General features: G+C 51.1%; 21 protein-coding genes, 1 tRNA gene and 2 pseudogenes. 10 read left to right on the top strand and 14 right to left on the bottom strand.

Going from position 1 to position 21,059, the window contains the following annotated elements; all coding sequences use genetic code 11:
- Positions 1-3 precede the first annotated feature (3 nt).
- From napC to ccmH, 9 genes are read left to right on the top strand one after another with little or no spacing between them, the layout of a single operon-like run.
- Positions 4-606, top strand: coding sequence for a cytochrome c-type protein NapC (gene napC / locus FTE26_RS17110; RefSeq protein WP_000528376.1), 603 nt, complete (start codon positions 4-6; stop codon positions 604-606).
- 12 nt (positions 607-618) lie between these two features.
- Positions 619-1,242 carry a cytochrome c biogenesis heme-transporting ATPase CcmA gene (gene ccmA, locus FTE26_RS17105; protein WP_000525576.1) on the top strand — a complete coding sequence of 208 codons (624 nt, stop codon included), beginning with the start codon at positions 619-621 and terminating at the stop codon, positions 1,240-1,242.
- A complete protein-coding gene (gene ccmB, locus FTE26_RS17100; protein ID WP_000971730.1) occupies positions 1,239-1,901 on the top strand; it encodes a heme exporter protein CcmB in 663 nt (220 codons plus the stop codon). The genes ccmA and ccmB overlap by 4 nt, the downstream gene beginning before the upstream one ends.
- A 41-nt stretch (positions 1,902-1,942) precedes the next feature.
- Positions 1,943-2,680, top strand: a complete 738-nt coding sequence (ccmC, locus tag FTE26_RS17095) for a heme exporter protein CcmC (protein ID WP_001295447.1) — start codon at positions 1,943-1,945, stop codon at positions 2,678-2,680.
- Positions 2,677-2,886 (top strand): heme exporter protein CcmD, encoded by a 210-nt coding sequence (gene ccmD / locus FTE26_RS17090; RefSeq protein ID WP_000186540.1) that lies wholly within the window; start codon positions 2,677-2,679, stop codon positions 2,884-2,886. The genes ccmC and ccmD overlap by 4 nt, the downstream gene beginning before the upstream one ends.
- Positions 2,883-3,362 (top strand): cytochrome c maturation protein CcmE, encoded by a 480-nt coding sequence (gene ccmE / locus FTE26_RS17085; RefSeq protein ID WP_001026422.1) that lies wholly within the window; start codon positions 2,883-2,885, stop codon positions 3,360-3,362. The genes ccmD and ccmE overlap by 4 nt, the downstream gene beginning before the upstream one ends.
- Positions 3,359-5,302 carry a cytochrome c-type biogenesis heme lyase CcmF gene (gene ccmF / locus FTE26_RS17080; RefSeq protein WP_000982426.1) on the top strand — a complete coding sequence of 648 codons (1,944 nt, stop codon included), beginning with the start codon at positions 3,359-3,361 and terminating at the stop codon, positions 5,300-5,302. The genes ccmE and ccmF overlap by 4 nt, the downstream gene beginning before the upstream one ends.
- The gene (gene dsbE / locus FTE26_RS17075) at positions 5,299-5,856 is read left to right on the top strand and encodes a thiol:disulfide interchange protein DsbE (protein ID WP_000824455.1); all 558 of its coding nucleotides are present in this window, start codon (positions 5,299-5,301) and stop codon (positions 5,854-5,856) included. Before ccmF ends, dsbE begins: the two co-directional genes overlap by 4 nt.
- Positions 5,853-6,905 carry a cytochrome c-type biogenesis thiol:disulfide oxidoreductase CcmH gene (ccmH, locus tag FTE26_RS17070; RefSeq protein WP_001211566.1) on the top strand — a complete coding sequence of 351 codons (1,053 nt, stop codon included), beginning with the start codon at positions 5,853-5,855 and terminating at the stop codon, positions 6,903-6,905. Before dsbE ends, ccmH begins: the two co-directional genes overlap by 4 nt.
- A 34-nt stretch (positions 6,906-6,939) precedes the next feature.
- Here the strand turns inward: ccmH and narP are convergent, their stop codons facing one another.
- Complete coding sequence (gene narP / locus FTE26_RS17065; protein ID WP_001113637.1) at positions 6,940-7,587, bottom strand: nitrate/nitrite response regulator protein NarP; 648 nt, start codon at positions 7,585-7,587, stop codon at positions 6,940-6,942.
- A 319-nt stretch (positions 7,588-7,906) separates the two neighbouring features.
- Here narP and yejO point away from each other — a divergent pair.
- Positions 7,907-10,498 (top strand): annotated as a pseudogene (yejO, locus tag FTE26_RS17060) (autotransporter YejO).
- Positions 10,499-11,900: 1,402 nt separating this feature from the next.
- Here yejO and FTE26_RS17055 read toward each other — a convergent pair.
- The 13 genes and pseudogenes from FTE26_RS17055 to FTE26_RS16995 form a co-directional block, all read right to left on the bottom strand.
- Positions 11,901-12,179, bottom strand: a complete 279-nt coding sequence (locus FTE26_RS17055; RefSeq protein ID WP_024169836.1) for a PerC family transcriptional regulator — start codon at positions 12,177-12,179, stop codon at positions 11,901-11,903.
- A gap of 2 nt (positions 12,180-12,181) precedes the next feature.
- The gene (locus FTE26_RS17050; protein ID WP_046081798.1) at positions 12,182-12,718 is read right to left on the bottom strand and encodes a ProQ/FINO family protein; all 537 of its coding nucleotides are present in this window, start codon (positions 12,716-12,718) and stop codon (positions 12,182-12,184) included.
- A 35-nt stretch (positions 12,719-12,753) separates the two neighbouring features.
- The gene (locus tag FTE26_RS17045) at positions 12,754-13,179 is read right to left on the bottom strand and encodes a single-stranded DNA-binding protein (RefSeq protein WP_000126710.1); all 426 of its coding nucleotides are present in this window, start codon (positions 13,177-13,179) and stop codon (positions 12,754-12,756) included.
- 236 nt (positions 13,180-13,415) lie between these two features.
- Complete coding sequence (locus FTE26_RS17040) at positions 13,416-15,551, bottom strand: DUF927 domain-containing protein (protein ID WP_000817019.1); 2,136 nt, start codon at positions 15,549-15,551, stop codon at positions 13,416-13,418.
- A complete protein-coding gene (locus FTE26_RS17035; RefSeq protein ID WP_021543734.1) occupies positions 15,548-15,835 on the bottom strand; it encodes a DUF4222 domain-containing protein in 288 nt (95 codons plus the stop codon). Before FTE26_RS17035 ends, FTE26_RS17040 begins: the two co-directional genes overlap by 4 nt.
- Positions 15,836-15,874: 39 nt before the next feature.
- Positions 15,875-16,060, bottom strand: coding sequence for a hypothetical protein (locus FTE26_RS17030; protein ID WP_000919328.1), 186 nt, complete (start codon positions 16,058-16,060; stop codon positions 15,875-15,877).
- The gene (locus FTE26_RS17025) at positions 16,053-16,241 is read right to left on the bottom strand and encodes a host cell division inhibitor Icd-like protein (protein ID WP_085674647.1); all 189 of its coding nucleotides are present in this window, start codon (positions 16,239-16,241) and stop codon (positions 16,053-16,055) included. Before FTE26_RS17025 ends, FTE26_RS17030 begins: the two co-directional genes overlap by 8 nt.
- A gap of 50 nt (positions 16,242-16,291) precedes the next feature.
- A pseudogene (locus tag FTE26_RS17020) lies at positions 16,292-16,513 on the bottom strand (ash family protein); the annotation flags it as partial.
- A gap of 374 nt (positions 16,514-16,887) precedes the next feature.
- Entirely contained in the window at positions 16,888-17,079 is a 192-nt protein-coding gene (locus FTE26_RS17015) for a helix-turn-helix transcriptional regulator (protein ID WP_001201666.1), read from the bottom strand.
- Between the two features lie 253 nt (positions 17,080-17,332).
- The gene (locus FTE26_RS17010; protein WP_000101294.1) at positions 17,333-18,577 is read right to left on the bottom strand and encodes an integrase domain-containing protein; all 1,245 of its coding nucleotides are present in this window, start codon (positions 18,575-18,577) and stop codon (positions 17,333-17,335) included.
- Between the two features lie 206 nt (positions 18,578-18,783).
- Positions 18,784-18,860 (bottom strand) — tRNA-Pro (locus FTE26_RS17005).
- A 74-nt stretch (positions 18,861-18,934) separates the two neighbouring features.
- The gene (gene yejM / locus FTE26_RS17000) at positions 18,935-20,695 is read right to left on the bottom strand and encodes an LPS biosynthesis-modulating metalloenzyme YejM (RefSeq protein ID WP_000256200.1); all 1,761 of its coding nucleotides are present in this window, start codon (positions 20,693-20,695) and stop codon (positions 18,935-18,937) included.
- Between the two features lie 19 nt (positions 20,696-20,714).
- Positions 20,715-20,942: a YejL family protein gene (locus FTE26_RS16995; RefSeq protein ID WP_001135667.1), complete on the bottom strand. Its 228-nt coding sequence runs from the start codon at positions 20,940-20,942 to the stop codon at positions 20,715-20,717.
- Positions 20,943-21,059: the final 117 nt, after the last annotated feature.

Here is a 21,059-nt window from a genome sequence, read left to right as displayed (position 1 = left end):
ATTATGGGAAATTCTGACCGTAAGCCTGGTCTGATTAAGCGCCTGTGGAAATGGTGGCGTACCCCCAGCCGTCTGGCGCTGGGGACGCTGCTGTTGATCGGTTTTGTTGGCGGCATCGTCTTCTGGGGTGGCTTTAACACCGGGATGGAAAAAGCCAATACCGAAGAGTTCTGCATTAGCTGCCACGAAATGCGCAACACGGTGTATCAGGAATACATGGATTCCGTGCACTACAACAACCGTAGCGGCGTCCGTGCGACCTGTCCGGATTGTCACGTTCCGCACGAGTTTGTGCCGAAGATGATACGCAAGCTCAAAGCAAGTAAAGAGCTGTATGGTAAAATTTTTGGCGTTATTGACACGCCGCAGAAATTTGAAGCTCATCGTCTGACGATGGCACAGAATGAGTGGCGGCGCATGAAGGACAATAACTCGCAGGAGTGCCGTAACTGTCACAACTTCGAGTATATGGATACAACCGCCCAGAAATCGGTTGCCGCGAAGATGCATGACCAGGCGGTGAAAGATGGGCAAACCTGTATTGATTGCCATAAAGGGATAGCGCACAAGCTGCCCGATATGCGTGAAGTCGAGCCAGGTTTTTAACAGGGTTATTGCGTGGGTATGCTTGAAGCCAGAGAGTTACTTTGTGAGCGGGATGAACGAACCTTATTTAGTGGCTTGTCATTTACGCTGAACGCAGGAGAGTGGGTACAAATCACCGGTAGCAACGGCGCGGGGAAGACAACGCTTCTCCGTTTGCTGACTGGGTTGTCTCGCCCTGACGCTGGCGAGGTTCTCTGGCAAGGGCAGCCCTTGCATCAGGTACGCGACAGCTACCATCAAAACCTGTTATGGATAGGCCATCAGCCGGGGATCAAAACCCGGCTGACGGCGTTAGAAAATCTGCACTTTTATCATCGCGATGGCGATGCCGCACAATGTCTGGAAGCCCTGGCGCAGGCCGGGCTTGCCGGATTCGAAGATATTCCGGTAAATCAACTTTCTGCCGGGCAACAACGCCGCGTCGCTTTAGCGCGTCTGTGGCTGACCCGTGCCACGTTATGGATCCTCGACGAGCCTTTTACCGCGATTGACGTTAACGGCGTCGATCGTCTGACCCAGCGTATGGCGCAGCATACGGAGCAGGGGGGGATTGTGATTCTGACTACCCACCAGCCGCTCAACGTTGCTGAAAGTAAAATTCGCCGCATTTCACTGACGCAAACGGGGGCCGCATGATGTTCTGGCGCATTTTCCGTCTTGAGCTGCGCGTAGCGTTTCGCCATAGCGCCGAAATCGCCAACCCGCTGTGGTTCTTCCTGATTGTAATTACCCTTTTTCCGCTCAGTATCGGTCCGGAGCCGCAACTGCTGGCGCGTATTGCACCGGGCATTATCTGGGTTGCTGCGCTGCTTTCATCCTTGCTGGCGCTGGAACGACTGTTCCGTGACGATTTGCAGGACGGCAGTCTTGAACAATTGATGTTGTTGCCGTTACCCTTGCCCGCCGTTGTGCTGGCGAAGGTGATGGCGCACTGGATGGTAACCGGTCTGCCGTTACTCATCCTTTCGCCACTGGTAGCAATGCTACTGGGAATGGATGTTTATGGCTGGCAAGTGATGGCGCTGACGCTGCTGCTGGGAACGCCTACGCTTGGCTTTCTCGGTGCACCGGGTGTGGCGTTGACTGTGGGACTTAAGCGCGGTGGTGTGCTGCTCAGCATACTGGTGTTACCGCTGACTATCCCATTACTCATCTTTGCCACCGCCGCGATGGACGCGGCTTCCATGCATTTGCCCGTTGACGGGTATCTGGCAATTTTAGGCGCGTTGCTGGCAGGCACCGCGACATTAAGTCCTTTTGCGACGGCGGCAGCGTTACGAATCAGCATTCAATAACGCTGGATTACTGATTTTTGTTCGAGTCTGGTATCGAAACTATGTGGAAAACACTGCATCAACTGGCGATCCCACCACGGCTGTATCAAATCTGTGGCTGGTTTATACCGTGGCTGGCAATTGCCAGTGTGGTCGTGCTTACCGTCGGCTGGATCTGGGGATTCGGCTTTGCTCCGGCTGATTATCAGCAGGGAAATAGCTACCGCATTATCTACCTGCATGTGCCTGCGGCGATCTGGTCGATGGGCATTTATGCATCAATGGCGGTGGCGGCTTTTATTGGCCTTGTCTGGCAGATGAAAATGGCCAACCTGGCGGTGGCGGCGATGGCCCCCATTGGTGCCGTGTTTACCTTTATTGCCCTGGTTACCGGCTCTGCATGGGGAAAACCGATGTGGGGCACCTGGTGGGTATGGGATGCACGTCTGACTTCTGAACTGGTGCTGCTGTTTTTGTATGTGGGTGTGATTGCCCTGTGGCACGCCTTCGACGACCGCCGTCTGGCGGGCCGTGCGGCAGGTATCCTGGTGCTGATTGGCGTGGTGAATCTGCCGATTATTCATTACTCCGTGGAGTGGTGGAACACCCTGCATCAGGGATCAACGCGGATGCAGCAAAGTATCGATCCGGCGATGCGTTCGCCGCTGCGCTGGTCGATTTTTGGCTTCCTGCTGCTGTCTGCCACGCTGACGCTGATGCGGATGCGTAATTTGATTTTGCTGATGGAAAAACGCCGTCCGTGGGTGAGTGAACTGATACTGAAAAGAGGCCGTAAATGACCCCTGCATTTGCTTCCTGGAATGAATTTTTCGCAATGGGCGGTTACGCCTTTTTTGTCTGGCTGGCGGTGGTGATGACCGTTATTCCGCTGGTGGTTTTGGTCGTGCACTCGGTGATGCAGCATCGCGCAATTCTGCGTGGTGTGGCGCAACAGCGGGCGCGTGAGGCGCGTTTACGTGCTGCGCAACAGCAGGAGGCTGCATGAATATTCGCCGTAAAAACCGCTTGTGGATTGCCTGTGCCGTGTTGGCAGGGCTGGCGCTGACTATCGGTCTGGTGCTATATGCGCTGCGCTCGAATATCGATCTCTTTTATACGCCGGGGGAAATTCTCTACGGCAAGCGTGAAACTCAGCAAATGCCGGAAGTCGGGCAGCGTCTGCGCGTTGGCGGGATGGTGATGCCGGGTAGTGTGCAGCGCGATCCCAATTCGCTGAAAGTGACCTTCACTATTTACGATGCTGAAGGCTCAGTGGATGTCTCTTACCAAGGCATTTTGCCGGATCTGTTCCGTGAAGGGCAGGGCGTTGTGGTGCAGGGCGAGCTGGAAAAAGGCAATCATATCCTCGCGAAAGAAGTGCTGGCGAAACACGACGAAAACTACACGCCGCCAGAAGTTGAGAAAGCGATGGAAGCTAACCACCGTCGCCCGGCGAGTGTTTATAAGGACCCAGCATCATGATGCCGGAAATTGGAAACGGGCTGCTGTGCCTGGCGTTAGGGATTGCGCTGCTGCTGTCCGTGTATCCGCTATGGGGCGTGGCGCGCGGAGATGCGCGCATGATGGCGTCTTCCCGCTTGTTTGCCTGGCTGCTGTTTATGTCTGTGGCTGGCGCATTTCTGGTGCTGGTCAATGCTTTCGTGGTCAACGACTTTACCGTCACCTATGTTGCCAGCAACTCCAATACCCAGCTTCCGGTGTGGTATCGCGTGGCGGCTACCTGGGGCGCGCATGAAGGCTCGCTCCTGCTGTGGGTGCTGCTGATGAGCGGCTGGACCTTTGCGGTGGCGATTTTTAGTCAGCGTATTCCGCTGGATATTGTGGCCCGCGTACTGGCGATAATGGGGATGGTCAGCGTCGGCTTTTTGCTGTTCATTCTCTTTACCTCTAACCCATTCTCACGCACGCTGCCGAACTTCCCGATTGAAGGGCGCGATCTTAACCCGCTGTTACAGGATCCGGGGCTGATCTTCCATCCGCCTCTGCTTTATATGGGGTACGTGGGTTTCTCGGTGGCGTTTGCTTTTGCCATTGCTTCTTTGTTGTGCGGGCGTCTGGACAGCACTTATGCGCGTTTTACTCGTCCGTGGACGCTGGCGGCGTGGATCTTCTTGACGCTCGGCATTGTGCTCGGTTCCGCATGGGCCTATTACGAACTCGGCTGGGGCGGCTGGTGGTTCTGGGATCCGGTAGAAAACGCCTCGTTTATGCCGTGGCTGGTGGGGACTGCGCTGATGCACTCACTGGCGGTCACTGAACAACGCGCCAGCTTCAAAGCGTGGACATTACTGCTGGCAATCAGTGCCTTCTCGTTGTGTCTGCTGGGGACTTTCCTGGTGCGTTCCGGCGTGCTGGTATCGGTACACGCGTTTGCCTCTGATCCGGCACGCGGTATGTTTATCCTCGCCTTTATGGTACTGGTGATTGGTGGTTCGCTGCTGCTGTTTGCCGCGCGTGGACACAAAGTTCGCTCACGCGTAAACAATGCGCTGTGGTCGCGGGAATCTCTGCTGTTAGCGAACAACGTTTTGCTGGTCGCCGCGATGCTGGTGGTATTACTGGGGACGCTGCTGCCGCTGGTGCACAAGCAACTGGGACTGGGCAGTATTTCGATTGGCGAACCGTTCTTCAACACCATGTTTACCTGGCTGATGGTGCCGTTTGCGCTGCTGCTTGGTGTCGGTCCTCTGGTGCGCTGGGGGCGCGATCGCCCACGTAAAATCCGCAATTTATTGATTATCGCCTTCATCTCAACGCTGGTGCTGTCGCTGCTGCTGCCGTGGCTGTTCGAAAGCAAAGTTGTGGCGATGACGGTGCTCGGCCTGGCAATGGCCTGCTGGATTGCTGTGCTGGCAATTGCGGAAGCTGCGCTGCGTATTTCACGTGGCACGAAAACCACCTTCAGTTATTGGGGAATGGTGGCGGCTCACCTGGGGCTGGCAGTGACAATTGTTGGCATTGCTTTTAGCCAGAACTATAGCGTTGAGCGTGATGTGCGCATGAAGTCCGGCGATAGCGTCGATATTCATGAATATCGCTTCACCTTCCGTGATGTCAAAGAGGTGACTGGCCCGAACTGGCGTGGCGGTGTGGCGACTATCGGCGTAACGCGCGATGGCAAGCCGGAAACGGTGCTGTATGCGGAAAAACGTTATTACAACACTGCCGGGTCGATGATGACCGAAGCGGCAATTGACGGCGGCATCACGCGTGACCTGTACGCCGCGCTCGGTGAAGAGCTGGAAAACGGCGCGTGGGCCGTGCGTCTTTACTACAAACCATTTGTTCGCTGGATTTGGGCGGGCGGGCTGATGATGGCGTTGGGCGGACTACTGTGTCTGTTTGATCCTCGCTATCGTAAGCGCGTGAGTCCGCAAAAAACTGCGCCGGAGGCCGTATGAAGCGCAAAGTATTGTTAATTCCGTTGATTATCTTCCTGGCGATTGCCGCGGCGCTGCTGTGGCAGCTGGCGCGTAATGTCGAAGGGGATGATCCGACCAATCTGGAATCGGCGCTCATTGGCAAGCCTGTGCCGAAGTTTCGTCTCGAATCACTGGACAATCCGGGGCAGTTTTATCAGGCGGATGTGCTGACTCAGGGCAAACCAGTGCTGCTTAACGTCTGGGCGACCTGGTGTCCGACCTGCCGTGCGGAACATCAATATCTGAATCAGCTTTCAGCGCAGGGCATTCGCGTGGTCGGCATGAACTATAAAGACGATCGCCAGAAGGCAATCAGCTGGCTGAAAGAGCTGGGCAATCCTTACGCGCTAAGCCTGTTTGATGGCGACGGCATGTTAGGGCTGGATCTCGGTGTCTATGGCGCGCCAGAAACGTTCCTTATTGACGGCAACGGCATCATTCGCTATCGCCATGCGGGCGATCTCAATCCTCGCGTCTGGGAAGAAGAGATCAAGCCGCTGTGGGAGAAATACAGTAAGGAGGCCGCACAATGAGGTTTTTATTGGGCGTGCTGATGCTGATGATCTCCGGCTCAGCGCTGGCGACCATCGACGTGTTGCAGTTTAAAGATGAAGCACAGGAACAACAGTTCCGTCAGCTCACTGAAGAACTGCGCTGCCCGAAATGCCAGAATAACAGCATTGCCGATTCCAACTCGATGATTGCCACCGACCTGCGCCAGAAAGTGTATGAACTGATGCAGGAAGGTAAAAGTAAGAAAGAGATTGTCGATTATATGGTGGCGCGTTACGGCAACTTCGTCACTTACGATCCGCCGTTAACGCCGCTGACCGTGCTGCTGTGGGTGCTGCCAGTAGTGGCTATTGGCATTGGCGGTTGGGTCATTTACGCCCGCTCGCGGCGTCGGGTACGCGTGGTGCCGGAAGCGTTTCCTGAACAAAGCGTGCCGGAAGGTAAGCGTGCCGGATATGTCGCTTATTTGCCGGGCATTGTGGTGGCGTTAATTGTGGCTGGCGTCAGCTACTACCAGACCGGAAATTATCAACAGGTGAAAATCTGGCAGCAGGCCACGGCACAGGCTCCGGCGTTGCTGGACAGGGCGCTGGATCCGAAAGCCGATCCGCTCAACGAAGAAGAGATGTCGCGCCTTGCGCTGGGGATGCGTACTCAACTGCAAAAAAATCCGGGAGATATAGACGGCTGGATTATGTTGGGCCGCGTTGGCATGGCGCTGGGTAACGCCAGTATCGCCACCGATGCATACGCTACTGCGTATCGCCTCGATCCGAAAAACAGTGATGCCGCACTGGGTTATGCTGAAGCGTTGACACGTTCATCTGATCCCAACGACAACCGCCTCGGCGGCGAACTGCTGCGCCAGTTGGTGAGAACGGACCATAGCAATATCCGTGTGCTAAGCATGTATGCGTTTAATGCCTTTGAGCAGCAGCGATTTGGCGAAGCCGTTGCCGCGTGGGAGATGATGTTGAAACTCTTACCTGCCAACGATACTCGCCGTGCGGTGATTGAACGTAGTATCGCGCAGGCGATGCAACATTTGTCGCTGCAGGAGAGTAAATAAAAAGAGGCCCGATGGTGATGCCATCGGGCTATTTTTATTGTGCCCCGCGTTGTTGCAGGAACAGAATGGTGGCCGCCACGCGTGAGCGGACATTGAGTTTACGCAGCAGATTGCGAATATGTACTTTTACTGTCTGCTCGGAAATATTCAATACCGAGGCAATCTGTTTATTTGACAGCCCCTGTGCCAGCTCGTGCAGAACATCCAGCTCGCGCTCCGTCAGCACGCTGAAGGGATCTTCTTCCGCGCCAAACATTTCACGTTCACGTAAGTACTGATTGACGCGTTCGCTAAAGACTTTGCTGCCTTTCGCTCCGGCACGAATCGCTTCCAGCAATACTTCCGGGTCGCTGTCTTTCAACAGATAACCGTCTGCGCCTGCGTCTATCAGCGCAAAGACATCGCTGGAGGCATCGGATACGGTCAGGATAATAATTTGCGCGGTAACGCCATCCCTGCGCAAGGCATTGAGGGTATCCAGGCCACTCATACCTTTCATATTGAGATCCAGCAAGATCACGTCGATATCCAGTCTATTCGCCAGATCGATCGCGCTCGCGCCGTCGCCCGCTTCGGCGACCACTTCAAAGCCAGGATCAAGCTCCAGTAACTGACGAACACCGCGTCGCATAAGTGGATGATCATCCACAATCATCACCTGAAAAGGCGTTGCTTCAGGCATAGTAGTCTCCTGAGGTTTTATTAGAATCATTATGTTTGAGCGTAGCGTTGGTAACGCTACCAGGCGCGTGAATGTTACCCCATTTTATGTATGGACATGTAGTGAAAACTACAACCTTGTCGTTCGCTTTGGCATCATTTTCATTATAAAGACGGAATTTTGCATCAGCTTCTCATCAAGAAAAACAACTAAAAAATCAATCACAATACTTGTGCATTTCTTTAAACAGTTTTTAAAAACTGACTCCGGGTATGGAGCTATGGGTATTTTCCGTACCCAATGCTTTTAACAGCAATTAATTTCATAGGATGAAAGCTCAATTCATCAATCTGGTTCTGTTTCTCTTTGTCGTTCCGCAATATCTGTTCTGGTGGCTACAGCGTTATATTCACCCATAGCATTGGCATCAACAGTTGAGTATGGTGAGACAGTTGATGGTGTTGTCCTGGAAAAAGATATCCAGCTGGTTTATGGGACCGCCAATAATACGAAAATCAATCCTGGCGGAGAACAGCATATAAAAGAATTTGGTGTAAGTAGTAATACTGAAATTAAAGGAGGGTATCAGTACATTGAAATGAATGGTACCGCAGAATACTCAGTATTAAATGACGGTTATCAAATTGTTCAAATGGGTGGCGCGGCAAACCAGACTACCCTCAATAATGGTGTGCTACAGGTTTATGGCGCAGCGAATGATCCCACGATTAAAGGCGGGCGCTTAATCGTTGAAAAAGATGGGATTACCGTCCTTGCCGCTATCGAAAAGGGAGGATTACTGGAGGTTAAAGAGGGGGGATTAGCGATTGCGGTAGATCAGAAAGCAGGCGGTGCTATTAAAGCAAGCACGCGGGTCATGGAGGCATTCGGAACAAACCGTCTCGGTCAGTTCGAAATCAAGAATGGTATTGCTAACAATATGCTGTTGGAAAACGGCGGAAGTTTGCGAGTTGAAGAAAATGACTTCGCTTATAATACTACTGTAGATAGTGGCGGCTTACTGGAGGTTATGGATGGCGGGACTGTAACTGGCGTTGATAAAAAAGCAGGCGGAAAATTAATTGTCTCAACGAATGCGCTGGAAGTGAGTGGTACAAACAGTAAAGGCCAATTTAGTATAAAAGATGGTGTGTCAAAAAATTATGAACTGGATGATGGTTCCGGGCTCATTGTTATGGAGGACACGCAGGCCATTGATACTATCCTTGATGAGCATGCCACTATGCAATCGCTGGGAAAGGATACTGGTACGAAAGTGCAGGCAAATGCGGTATATGATCTCGGTCGATCAGATCAGAATGGAAGTATCACGTATTCCTCAAAAGCCATTTCTGAAAATATGGTTATCAACAATGGCCGCGCTAACGTCTGGGCTGGCACAATGGTTAACGTTTCAGTCAGAGGGAATGATGGCATTCTTGAGGTCATGAAGCCGCAAATAAATTATGCACCCGCAATGTTGGTGGGTAAGGTAGTGGTTTCTGAGGGCGCTTCTTTTAGAACGCATGGTGCCGTGGATACCAGCAAAGCGGACGTTTCGCTCGAAAATAGCGTATGGACCATCATTGCCGATATCACTACGACGAACCAAAACACCCTCCTCAACTTAGCCAACCTTGCGATGTCTGACGCAAATGTGATTATGATGGATGAGCCAGTGACTCGTTCATCAGTGACGGCAAGTGCGGAAAATTTCATTACGTTGACCACCAATACCCTGTCGGGAAACGGCAATTTTTATATGCGTACCGATATGGCTAATCATCAGAGCGATCAGCTCAACGTCACCGGTCAGGCAACAGGTGATTTCAAAATATTCGTGACGGACACCGGTGCCAGCCCGGCAGCAGGAGATAGCCTTACACTGGTAACAACGGGCGGCGGTGATGCTGCATTTACGTTGGGCAATGCCGGAGGCGTTGTTGATATCGGTACGTATGAATATACCTTGCTGGATAATGGCAACCATAGCTGGAGTTTGGCAGAGAATCGCGCGCAAATTACCCCTTCAACCACTGATGTGCTGAATATGGCGGCAGCACAACCGCTGGTATTTGATGCAGAACTGGACACCGTGCGTGAGCGTCTTGGTAGCGTAAAAGGCGTTAATTACGATACGGCGATGTGGAGTTCGGCAATTAACACCCGCAACAACGTGACCACTGATGCGGGCGCTGGCTTTGAGCAAACATTGACCGGGCTGACGCTCGGTATCGATAGCCGTTTCTCCCGTGAAGAAACCAGCACAATTCGCGGCTTGTTCTTTGGTTACTCTCATTCTGATATTGGTTTTGATCGCGGCGGCAAAGGCAATGTCGATAGCTATACCCTGGGGGCTTATGCCGGTTGGGAGCATCAGAACGGTGCCTATGTTGATGGAGTGGTGAAAGTTGACCGTTTTGCCAACACCATCCATTGCAAGATGAGTAATGGGGCAACAGCGTTTGGCGATTACAATAGTAACGGCGCGGGTGCTCATGTCGAGAGCGGGTTCCGTTGGGTTGACGGATTGTGGAGTGTTAGACCCTATCTGGCCTTTACCGGCTTTACCACAGATGGTCAGGACTACACGTTATCAAACGGCATGCGCGCGGATGTGGGAAATACCCGGATATTACGCGCTGAAGCGGGAACGGCGGTAAGCTATCACATGGACCTGCAAAACGGTACGACGCTGGAACCCTGACTGAAAGCCGCCGTGCGTCAGGAATACGCCGATTCTAACCAGGTGAAAGTTAATGACGATGGCAAATTTAATAATGATGTGGCTGGAACCCGTGGCGTTTATCAGGCTGGGATAAGGTCATCGTTTACCCCGACGTTAAGCGGTCATTTGTCAGTCAGCTATGGCAATGGCGCAGGGGTAGAATCGCCGTGGAATACTCAGGCGGGTGTGGTCTGGACGTTCTGATAACAAAAAATAAACAGGCTGTGATGTGTCACGGTCTGTTTATCGAATTAATTGCAGATATAAAAAAAACCAACCGTAAAGGTTGATTTTTTCTTGGGATTTTTGGTCCACGAGAGTAGTTTAATTGAGCCTGCAACTGTATGATTTTAAAGATGTAGATTAATTGAGTTTTGAAATCGTATATCCAAACGTATAACTAAAATGATTTGCTGCAAAAATGTACAGCTTTAACCGTTATCATTTTCCGGCTATTCGCTATGAAGCTGGCTGGTGGATAAGCACGGATAACCTGACATCTACAGCCGCCTTAAAAGCTGAACCCGACAAGCATATCGGCATCATGCCCACCAGCGTGACGCATTTTTTTAATTGCGCGGGCGTAAAAATTTGACGGGGCGGACAGTTCCATAAGTAATGGATTGCAGGAATTTCGCCCCCCCTCCTGAATGCAATTTTTCGTATATATATACAAAACCACCCGTCCCACCTGTCCCGCCTGTCCCACTGGCACCTAACAAATTGATTTTGTTAGAAATAAATTAGGTAAGGTGGGACAAGTCCAGGCTGTTTTGGGACAAGTTGGGGGGGGAGGTGGGACAAGTCGAGCGAGTGAATCAAGCCGTGTTAGCGCGGTAAAGCGACAGTGCCGCCGCAATTTTGCGTTGTCGGGAGGCCACCGTAACAGCCACCATACGCGCACAATCTTCGGTGGTAACGCAATCCAGACGTGCGCAACATCCCCAGATAGGAAATCATTACCTAGCACAGCTAATTGCGCCAGAATCGATTACAGCGCGTTTCTGTGGCATTCAAGAACGGCTATCACTAGTGTATTGATATGTAATCCGCATATGAGTTTAAGCAACAAAATGATCCCCTTTCGAAAAAGGCACTAACCGTTTTTTCCGAAATGATCCGTTGGTGATTTTGTAACTTATTGTTTTATAGATGTAATTTTAAACTTGATAGGGTTATAAATAGGGGACGCTTTTGTCAAGAATTGCAAATAATGCTCATTTATTGTTCTTTGTTTGTTTGTTTTCTGTTCGTTGATGGGGGATCATTTTGCACTTTTTGGGGGATCATTTCGGAGGGGTGGGGCTGGCAACACGCCAGCACCCTCGATGCGTTTGTTTTTAGCAGTACTCCCAGTCTGTGGCTAGTAGGCTCTCAGGAGATAGCGTAACGCTATCCTCTGTGACGGGATTCAACGCAATCAAATCGTTTCCGCGCCGTTCGAGAAAGACGATGTACGGAAGATGCCAGGCACTGCGGCGAGCTGGCACGCGTCGGCCTGGATGCAACTTGTCGAGAATATCCACCAGCGAAACGTTCATGTGATTCAAAAAACTCCTGAAACGCTCTACAACTCAATAACACAAAAAATAATGCAGAACTGCCACTATAAAACCTTGTCTGTCTGGTAGTTCCGCCAGACAGATTTTGCGATTTCTATCCCCATATCCGCCTGTGTGCGGTGTGCTGCCTCTCTCAAGCTCCCGAAATTATCCAGCATGACGGGCGAACGTGCTGCCTTGTGGATACATTTCGCGCGACGCTTTACTGCCTGTTCGCGCTCCTTATCGGTGTTCACCTGTTGCATGACCTCAGCCCATCGGGCCGCCGCTCTCCGGTACAGGCCTTTAGCCTCCAGATCTTCCGCTTTGCTGTCGTGAATCATACTCATACGCCAGCTTGCTCCTTGTTCGACTTACGTTTGCGCTTCTCTTTCAGTGCCATCAGTCGTGCTTCCGCGTCCTGCTGTTCCTGTTGTGTCACCTCGCCGCATGGCTGGCTATTCAGATCGTAACGCACGCCACCAGCCATTAAGGCACGGTAATAACGCGGAGAATGAGCATAAGATGCTAGCGCCGCACGTAATGCCCCTGACCCAAAAGCCAGCGCCCTGACGGCAATATCCTGTATCAGGTCTTCAAATATTCCTACCTTAAGCGGCTTCGGTGATTCCAGGCTGAATAATTCAGGCCATAGTTCAATAAGACGGTTAACGCGCCTGCGGTTTTTGCCCTGGCGTTTGGTCATATGCCGCCACGGTGTCGCCCCTGTGGGCTTCTGTTTGCGGCTCTGCTGTGCGTTCTGATTGCCGGGTATCACTTTATGCGCTGATGTGGTTTTATCCAGCTGCTGTGTCGTCTGTGTCTTTTTCTGTGGTATGCCGTAAATGCCTTTCGGTTTTCTGCTAATAGTCAGTGTAGTCATTATTTGTTAACCTCTGTTAGTGAATCCACTGGCAGTTAAAATGGTATTTCGTCCTCATACGGGTCATCCTGCTGGCCCGTCTGCTGCTTTGTTCTGTTCAGTGCGTCAGTAGCCTGCCCTTGCTGTCCTTTCCTGCCTCCTGGTCGCACGGTTCGCGCACTGATTACGCTGTCTGCGATGACCTGCCAGCCCTGCCGCATTTCCCCGTTCTGGTCTGTCCACTGGCTTATCTGCATGTTACCCGCCACGCTCACCAGTTCGCCTTTCTGGTGTTTTGCCAGTGCATCGGCCTGTCTGCCAAACGCCAGGACGGATAACCACATCGTCGCTGTTCCGTCATATGCCTGACTGCACGGAAGGGGAACAGCCATACTCACCAGCGCCATTGGTGTTCCCTTGCTGGTGGTTTTTAACTGCGGGTCAGCCACCAACCGCCCGTAAGCTGATATTTGTGCCGTCATATTGTCTGCTCTCCGGTTTTAAATGTTGGTTGGATTTTTAATGTCCACCAGCCAGGCAAAAAATAACGCCTGCTGACTTGTCCCAAAATGCTCCTAACTTGTCCCAAAATCACCTTAACTTGTCCCGCTCTTGTCCCACTTTTTCTGATATTACCCAATATAATTCAGTATGTTATGTGTGTTTCTCACAGGTTGGGACAGGTGGGACAAGAGTCTTTAAACCTACACGCGAGAGATTAACCACCTTCATCATCATGATCCTGTGCAAGTAAAAGGCCGTACACCCTTAGTCGTGCCCCCTTCATGTGCTTAAGACGTGGTGTTCTGATTTGCCATCCTTCCCCGCTGGCTGGCTTTTTCAGCATTCCGGCTTCGTGAAGGGCTCTTGCTACGGCATCCTTGTTAAATCCCTTCGCCACATGCGATTTAAATGGCTCCGGCAGGACGTAAAACAAAACAGGCTCACCGTAACGCCCCTCGCTTTCCCTGTAGCCGTACAGTTCTGAAATCGGCAGGCTTGCAGGGTCATAATTGACAGGCGCAAACCTGCTCATGCCGTAGGCAGTAAGAAATGCCTCTGCCTGTTCAATAATCTGCCTGTGTTCCTTGTTACCCGTGCCGAACTCCTTCACCCAGGCATTAAAGTTATGCTGAATGGCATCACAGCACGTCTGAACATTCCAGCCCGTAACATGACCGGACAGCACAAGCGCGGCCTCCAGTATGGCGAATCGTTCCCCTACGCGATGAACCTGTTCGCCGTAGCTCTCCGGTATTAGGTTGCGCCACCGTTCACGGCACGCCCTTACCGTGTCCTTAGCCTCCTGCTGGTGGGCTGCCAGCCATTTAACCCATTCACGACCCGCCGCCCCGTGGTTTTCTGTCCAGGCGGCTTTTAACGCGTCTGCGTGCGCCTTTCCTGTGCTGTATTCGTGAAACTGCGTAGACTTCTCCATCGGCACGTTAAGCAACCTGACAAGCTGCCCCGCCTTGACTTTTATCCCCTCACTTTTGAGGAATGTTTCAACATCCATTTCTCCGGTACTGATCGCCACCGTGCGCCAGTGTTTTATCTCCCGGTTGCCGCCGTCCTTCGCCCCCTGTAATTTCCCGGAACCGTTAAACAGCGTATAGGCTGACGTGGACACCTCCCGCGCGTTTCCGGCCTGGCCTATTTCATCCAGGGGTAACAGCCCGTCGTTGTGCGCCTCTGCCTCGTTAGCGATACCTAACGCTGTGCCGTACCAGGTCAGCCGTTGCGCGTCCGGCTCTCCCCATAAACTTGATGCGATGTTCTGTGTGGTGGTTTTCCCTGCCGATGATTGTTCGAAAAGATGTACCCCGAAGCCGTCAGCGCCCACCAGCCCGATTAATGGTGCTGATAACGATACCGCCACACCCAGCATCATGGACGGATTACCACCAGCCAGTCGCGCCACTGTATCGCGCCAGCCCTCTGTCGTTCCTGCTACGGAATAACCATTAACGGCAGCCGTTTTTCCGGTAAACAGGATCGGTTTTTCAGACTCACCAATGACTGAACCGTCCGGCATGATGTACGCGCCAAAATGCCACCCCGTTGTTGTGCTTAACTGCCATTCCTCATGGTTTCCGTTTAACTGCATCCAGTCAGCCAGGATAGCCCTGTATTTGCCGTTGGTTGTCACATTGAGTCCGTGGTCTTTCAGCAGCCGCCAGCCGTCACGGTCGCCAATGCCACCGCACGGGATCGCCATTGTGATGACTTCATGATTTGCTAATTTTTTCCAGCGCATCACGCGGTAATGCTCTTTACCGATCGTTCCCGTTCCCAGTAGTTCAAGCGGGGAACATAACCACGCCTCAGGCCGGATAATTTCGCCTGACTGTTTGTCAACTTTGGGCGTTACCCAGAAAACACCATCGGCGCGACTTTCAACGCGGGGTTTTAATTCATCATCGCCCTGGCTTTCTGTGATTTTTTTCTTTAAGGGCAACACCAGACTTTCCCCGCGCTCGTATTCGTCTTTGAGGCGAGGCAACTGGTCGGATAAATCCGCCGGGCTGGTGTCAGTTATCCCCGCATATTCGTATACGGTCTTCACGCCAGCCACAGCCAGCAATGTGACGATCTGTGTAAGGCTACGTTCAGTGATGTGCCCTGCGCGGTAAACACGCACACACTGACGGCTATCATCAATAATCTGATAACCGGTAATATCTTTCAGGTGTTCATCTGACAGAACGACAGGCGGCACATTGTCGGCGGCAATATGCTTACCTGCCCATTCCTGCCACTCTTTCGCATGGCTCCACGCATCACTACCCGCAAAAATGATAACCTCCGTCATTTTGTCGGCTGGCTGGTGCTTTAAGTTCGGTGCGCGTTTCATTTCTTGCCCCCAGTAACCAGCATTTCGCGGATTTTGCGGATATATCTTGCTGCACGGTTCTGATTTACGGTTTCACGATGATCCACCAGCGTAAAATCACGCTGGAACTGATAAACAGGCATCACGCAGTCATATTCGTATCCTTCACGGCGGTAGGTCATGCGTCGTTCACTCACGCCCTTAATCATTACCGTGCTGCCGTATTTATCGCGGTAAATATCGCCGTGCATGAATTCAGGACGAGTTTTACCGCTGGCAGTAAAGCCAGAATTTTTTGCTTTCATTTATCGAATTACGTTTTTGTTAAAGCTGTATTAATGAGATTAATGAACTGTCGCCACTTCAATTACGGCACGGATCATCACCTGCGTGAACCCACAGCCGATTAACTCTTCTTTCAATATTGCGATAGCTGCATTAACGCTGGTGGCGTTCACGTTTTGCTGATTATCAATAACGTGGCCTTGATGATTTACAGCGCGTGCGGTTATCTGAAATCGCTTAAGCATGCCTCACCCCCTGACGAATACGGGCAGCGAATACAGCAACACAGCCGGACGGGCAACAGTTACGCGCTTCTCGTTCGGTTGATTCCTCGACGTGAACAACACGGGAATCAGTCGGATTAAAGATGACAAAGCGCCAGATAAATGTGTTTTGAGAATGTTCGAGGGTAGGGGTAGTAGCCATTTGGCAGCCTCCTGTAACGTTGGGATATACCCACCGCCGGAGGTGGTAAGCTCGATGGCGGTGGACTGTACAGGGTTACCACAACTGGTGTTACAGGAAACCAGCCTGACCGAAGTCAGCCCCATACAGCCCACCATTGATAAGGCGTGCGCGTGCGCCGATACAAAAAAAGACGCCTGGCGCGTCTGTATCGCCTGTAACTCCAGCGGGGTGGTAATCCCGACACCCGTTTTATGAGGTGCGCAGGGAGTATATCCCGTTTTCTTGCTCATGTGGTCGGATGTGTTGAAGGTGTGCCCACCACACAAATCACATTGCTCACCAGCCGGAAATATGGCATTGTTGGCGATGCATTCAAGTTTAATATATGCCTTCTGGCGACCCTCTGCGGTCGCCTTTGTTTTATTCGTAAGCAACATATTTCTTTTGTTGTTTAAGCTATGCGATTGTACGTTTCCGTTTAAAACGGAAGTGCTATTAGTTCAATTAATTCGTTCGTACGGTTTGAACTGAATAATAACATCAGCCATAATTTTTTATGGTTGAACGAAAACCTGCCCCTGTTTGGGCATTTTTGCCAGTATTCATAATGTTCTCTCTTAATTGTTTTGTTGCTTGATAGTAATCAGGCCAGCGTTAATCACACTTATGCTTCACGAGTTTCTCTCTCACGTTCTTTCAACCAGGCGAGTACCTCATCTTCATACCAGCCAATGCGACGCAGCCCGATACGGAATCCTTTGGGGAACCCGCCTTTGTTAACCATCTCCGTTAGGGTCGAATCAGATTTAATGCGTAGCAAGGCCTTTACCTCTGGTCGTAAAAGAATAGCCCTCATCCTATTTCTCCTCTGGACAGCAAAATATCGCTTTTTGAATGAAAATAACGGTAAGTAATGTAATAAGCATACAAATCTATAAAAAAGACAGTCAAGAATTATTTAATAAGAGCTATGTGATTGGTTATTTTTTAATTTTCTAACATAAAAAGAATTTAAATGTTTCTCAAAATGAGACAGTATTGAGAAAGTAATGAGACACAAATTAGCTCCTAACTGATACCAATTAGGAGCTAATAATTTTTTAAATATTTTATTTTATTCCGCGTAATCCTCTGTGCCCGCTGGCGATGGTTGTTCCGGTTGCGGCTGCTTCCACAAAATCACCCCACCAGCACATTAACACTTTACGTTTTTCCAGGTAGTTGCTTCGGTTGTATGCCCGTCTAACTTCGTTTGTGTCCACGTGGGCTAGTGCGGCTTCGATCACGTCAGGTTCAAATCCTTCTTCATTCGCCGCCGTGCTGAATATTGCGCGTAGTCCGTGAGATACCAGCACACCAGCGTAACCCATTCGTCGTAATGCTGCGTTTGCTGTCTGGCTGCTCATTGATTGCACTGGATTTTTAAGACTTGGGAAAACATGCTCCCTTCGTGCGCTAATCGGCTTCATGGCTTCAAGCACTGCCATCGCCTGAGCGCAAAGGGGGATCACATGATCACGGCGCATCTTCATGCGTCCGGCTGGTATCGTCCAGGTTGCCGCCTCAAGGTTGATTTCTTCCCACCGTGCGGCGGAGGCTTCGGCTGGGCGGGTTGCGGTTAACAACTGCCACTCAATCAGCAATCTGGTTTGCCGTTCTATGCTGGCGATCGATAAATCGTGCATTAGCTGCGGTAGTTGTTCCGGTCGGATGGTTGGCATGTGCTTTTTGGTGGGGGAAGGGAATGCCTTGCGAACGTTCGCGGCGGTGTTGATGTCAATCAGTCCACTGTTGGCAGCAAAATCCATCACTTCATTGATGCGCTGTAAAACGCGTTTCAGTGTTTCCAGGTTGCCACGTGCCTTGATGGGCGTGAGTATCTCAACAAAGCGGCGAGCGGTGAGAGTATCTATCGGTGTGTTTCCGATATACGGGAATACATATTTCTCTAGCGAGCGCCAGATGTCCTTGATCGTATTGTGGGCGAGATTCTGGTTTTTTTTCATTTCGTACCACAATGCGGCCACATTTTCGAACGTGTTGCCCTGTCGTCGAGCCTCTGCTTCGAGTTTTTGCCGTTCGTATTCCTGCGGGTCGGTTCCTGCCGCAATTAACGTCCTGTACTCGCTACGGCGTTTTCTGGCATCAGCCAGGGAGACTTCATCAAGCGAGCCCAAACTAATGATTGTTCGTTTTTTGTTCGATGGTCGATAGTAGTTGAATCGCCATAGTTTCGAACCAGACGGCTTAATAACGAGAAAAAGCCCGCCGCCATCCTGTAGGGTGTATTCTTTTTCCGCTGGTTTAGCTGCTTTGATCTGTGTGGTGGTGAGTGGGGTCGCCTTTCTTGCCATACGTTTATGAATCCACGGGAAAAAACAGGTTCTAGTTATACGGATTTAGCTATGCGCCAGCCCGTATAACTAAACATATAACTAAAAAAAACGGCTGAAAACCACTGTTACCGTCGAATAACGATGACTAAAAACAATAAAAAAACCCGCTATTCAATGAATTAGCGGGCTTATTTCATAAAAACGATAATTAATAATGGGCGATTTGGTCGGCACGAGAGGATTTGAACCTCCGACCCCCGACACCCCATGACGGTGCGCTACCAGGCTGCGCTACGTGCCGACTCGTGGCTGCTAATACTACCGTTTTCCACACCGATTGCAAGTAAGATATTTTGCTAACTGATTTATAATTAATCAGTTAGCGATAAAACGCTTCTCGTCTGTCAGCACTTGCAATAACAAACTTAACTGTGGTTTTTCATCTTTCACTCTTTCACCACGTAAGTTGTAAGTGCGGTATTTACCGTTATTGTTCAGCACCAGCGTCTTTTTCGGGGTGGTAATTGCCAGCGTATCGTTATCCGCTGCAGTAACCCAGTAATGACGGCGTTGAGGGTTGAACAAATCCTGACCTTGCGAATATTCGCTGGCAGGTGTGCTGACATGTAGCAGGCGTTGCATCAGCGTCGTCATCAGATCGGTATGATCAGTCAGAGCATTAATACGCTGCGCCGGCGTGCCTGGCCAGTGAATCACTAATGGCACCTGCAGATGACCGTGGGACCAGTCAAAGGTTTCTTCGTCTTCGCTCAGCGGAATACCCCGACCGGCAGTGATAATCACCACCGTATTGTCCAGTTTGCCAGAATCACGCAGTGCATTGAGCACGCGGTTGATCTGGTCATCGACATTGCCTGCCGCCCGGCTATATTTCCGTGCAAATGCCTGCTGATTGCTGTCGTCAATGTTAGTGCCATTGAAAGAGACCCACGAGAACCAGCGGTTATCTTCTTGTGCGTAGCGGCCCAGCCAGTTGATCCACTGCGTGGCGGTCTGCTCGTCGGATTGGGTGCGTACGCTCGGCATCGAGAAATCTGACAACAATGCCTGGCGATACAGCGGGCTGGTAAAGCCATCTGATGAGAATAATCCCAGCTGATAGCCTTGCTGATTAAGCGCAGTAATTAACGCCGCAGGGGTACGGGTCGACAGAATGCCGTCCATATAGCTCGGCGAGATGCCATAGAACAGGCCAAAGATGCCGTTGTCTGTAGTGTTGCCGGAGCTCATATGGCGCGTGAACGAAATATTTTGCTCAGCAAAACCTGCCAGCGCAGGCATCTGCTTCTCGAAGCGTGAGTAGTTCAGGCCATCGACAGTAATCAACAGCACATTCTGCCCGGTGCCCATATCGCGATAGCGCAGTTCGCTTAACGGATACTGAACGGAAACGGCGTCTGGATTACCTTGCTCAATAAGACGGCGTTGATACTCCTGCGCATCAAGCAGACCATGCTTCTCAAGAAAACGTCGCGCCGTCATCGGGTACGAAAGCGGCAGGTTAGCGCGCTGCATGGTGATCGGGCGATAGAAGTTGGCATCGGCCCAGATATACACCACATGCGAGGCGATAAAGGCGATAAATAAGAATGCGGCCAGCGGGCGCGCGAAGCGCCGACGACGCGTCAGGCTGCGCAGCTTTTGCCAGCTCCACGTCGCAAACACCAGTTCAAGCAATAAAATAACCGGCACGCTGATGAACATCAGCTGCCAGTCGCGCGCCATCTCATTTTCGTCTGGGTTGATAACCAGTTGCCAGACGATGGGATTAAGATGGAGATGGAAACGAGTAAAGACTTCGCTATCGATCAGTAATAGCGTCATTCCCGCCGTTGCCAGAATGACGGACAAAAACCTCATCAGCCTCTGGGAGCCGACGATAAAGGTCAGCGGGAAGAGGATCAGCAAGTAGGTGGCGAACACCAGGAAGCTGAAATGGCCGATAATGCTTACGTAGGAATAAATGCGACCAGCAAGCGTTGTCGGCCAGTCGGCGATAAACAGGTAACGGCTGCCAATGACGAGCGAAAGCAGAATATTGAACAGTGCAAACCAGTGCCCCCAACTGACCATCTGGGAGACTTTTTCACGGTAGCGCTGACGATGAGTTACCATAACCTGTTATCTGTTTCCCTTAGTGCGCTTTGTCTTCGTTGATAGAGGACTGTAAGGCGCGGGCAAAAGAGTTGGCAATTGCCTGGCGTTGGGCCGGGGCAATGCTGGTATTGATAAGGTTAGTGACCATGTTGCCTAACACCATCAGGGAAAGGTCGGTCGGAGCCTTATGTTTTTCCAGTACGTTGAGCAGCTCTGCGAGCAATTGTTCAACCTGTTCATCACTGTAGCGGGAAATTTGTGGCATAAATCGAAATCAGTTAGTTGATGAAAGGGCAACATATTACCGTAGCAACGGTTTTTTTTCTGCTTTTTTATGCGTTAAATCATTCTCGTTACGCTGCCTTCTGTAAAATGACCGCCA

The organism is Escherichia sp. S10b, from assembly GCF_028421345.1.
GTDB lineage: Bacteria > Pseudomonadota > Gammaproteobacteria > Enterobacterales > Enterobacteriaceae > ECMA0423.
The sequence above is the reverse complement of the archived record's forward strand: the minus strand, read 5'-3'. Positions and strand labels throughout refer to the sequence as shown.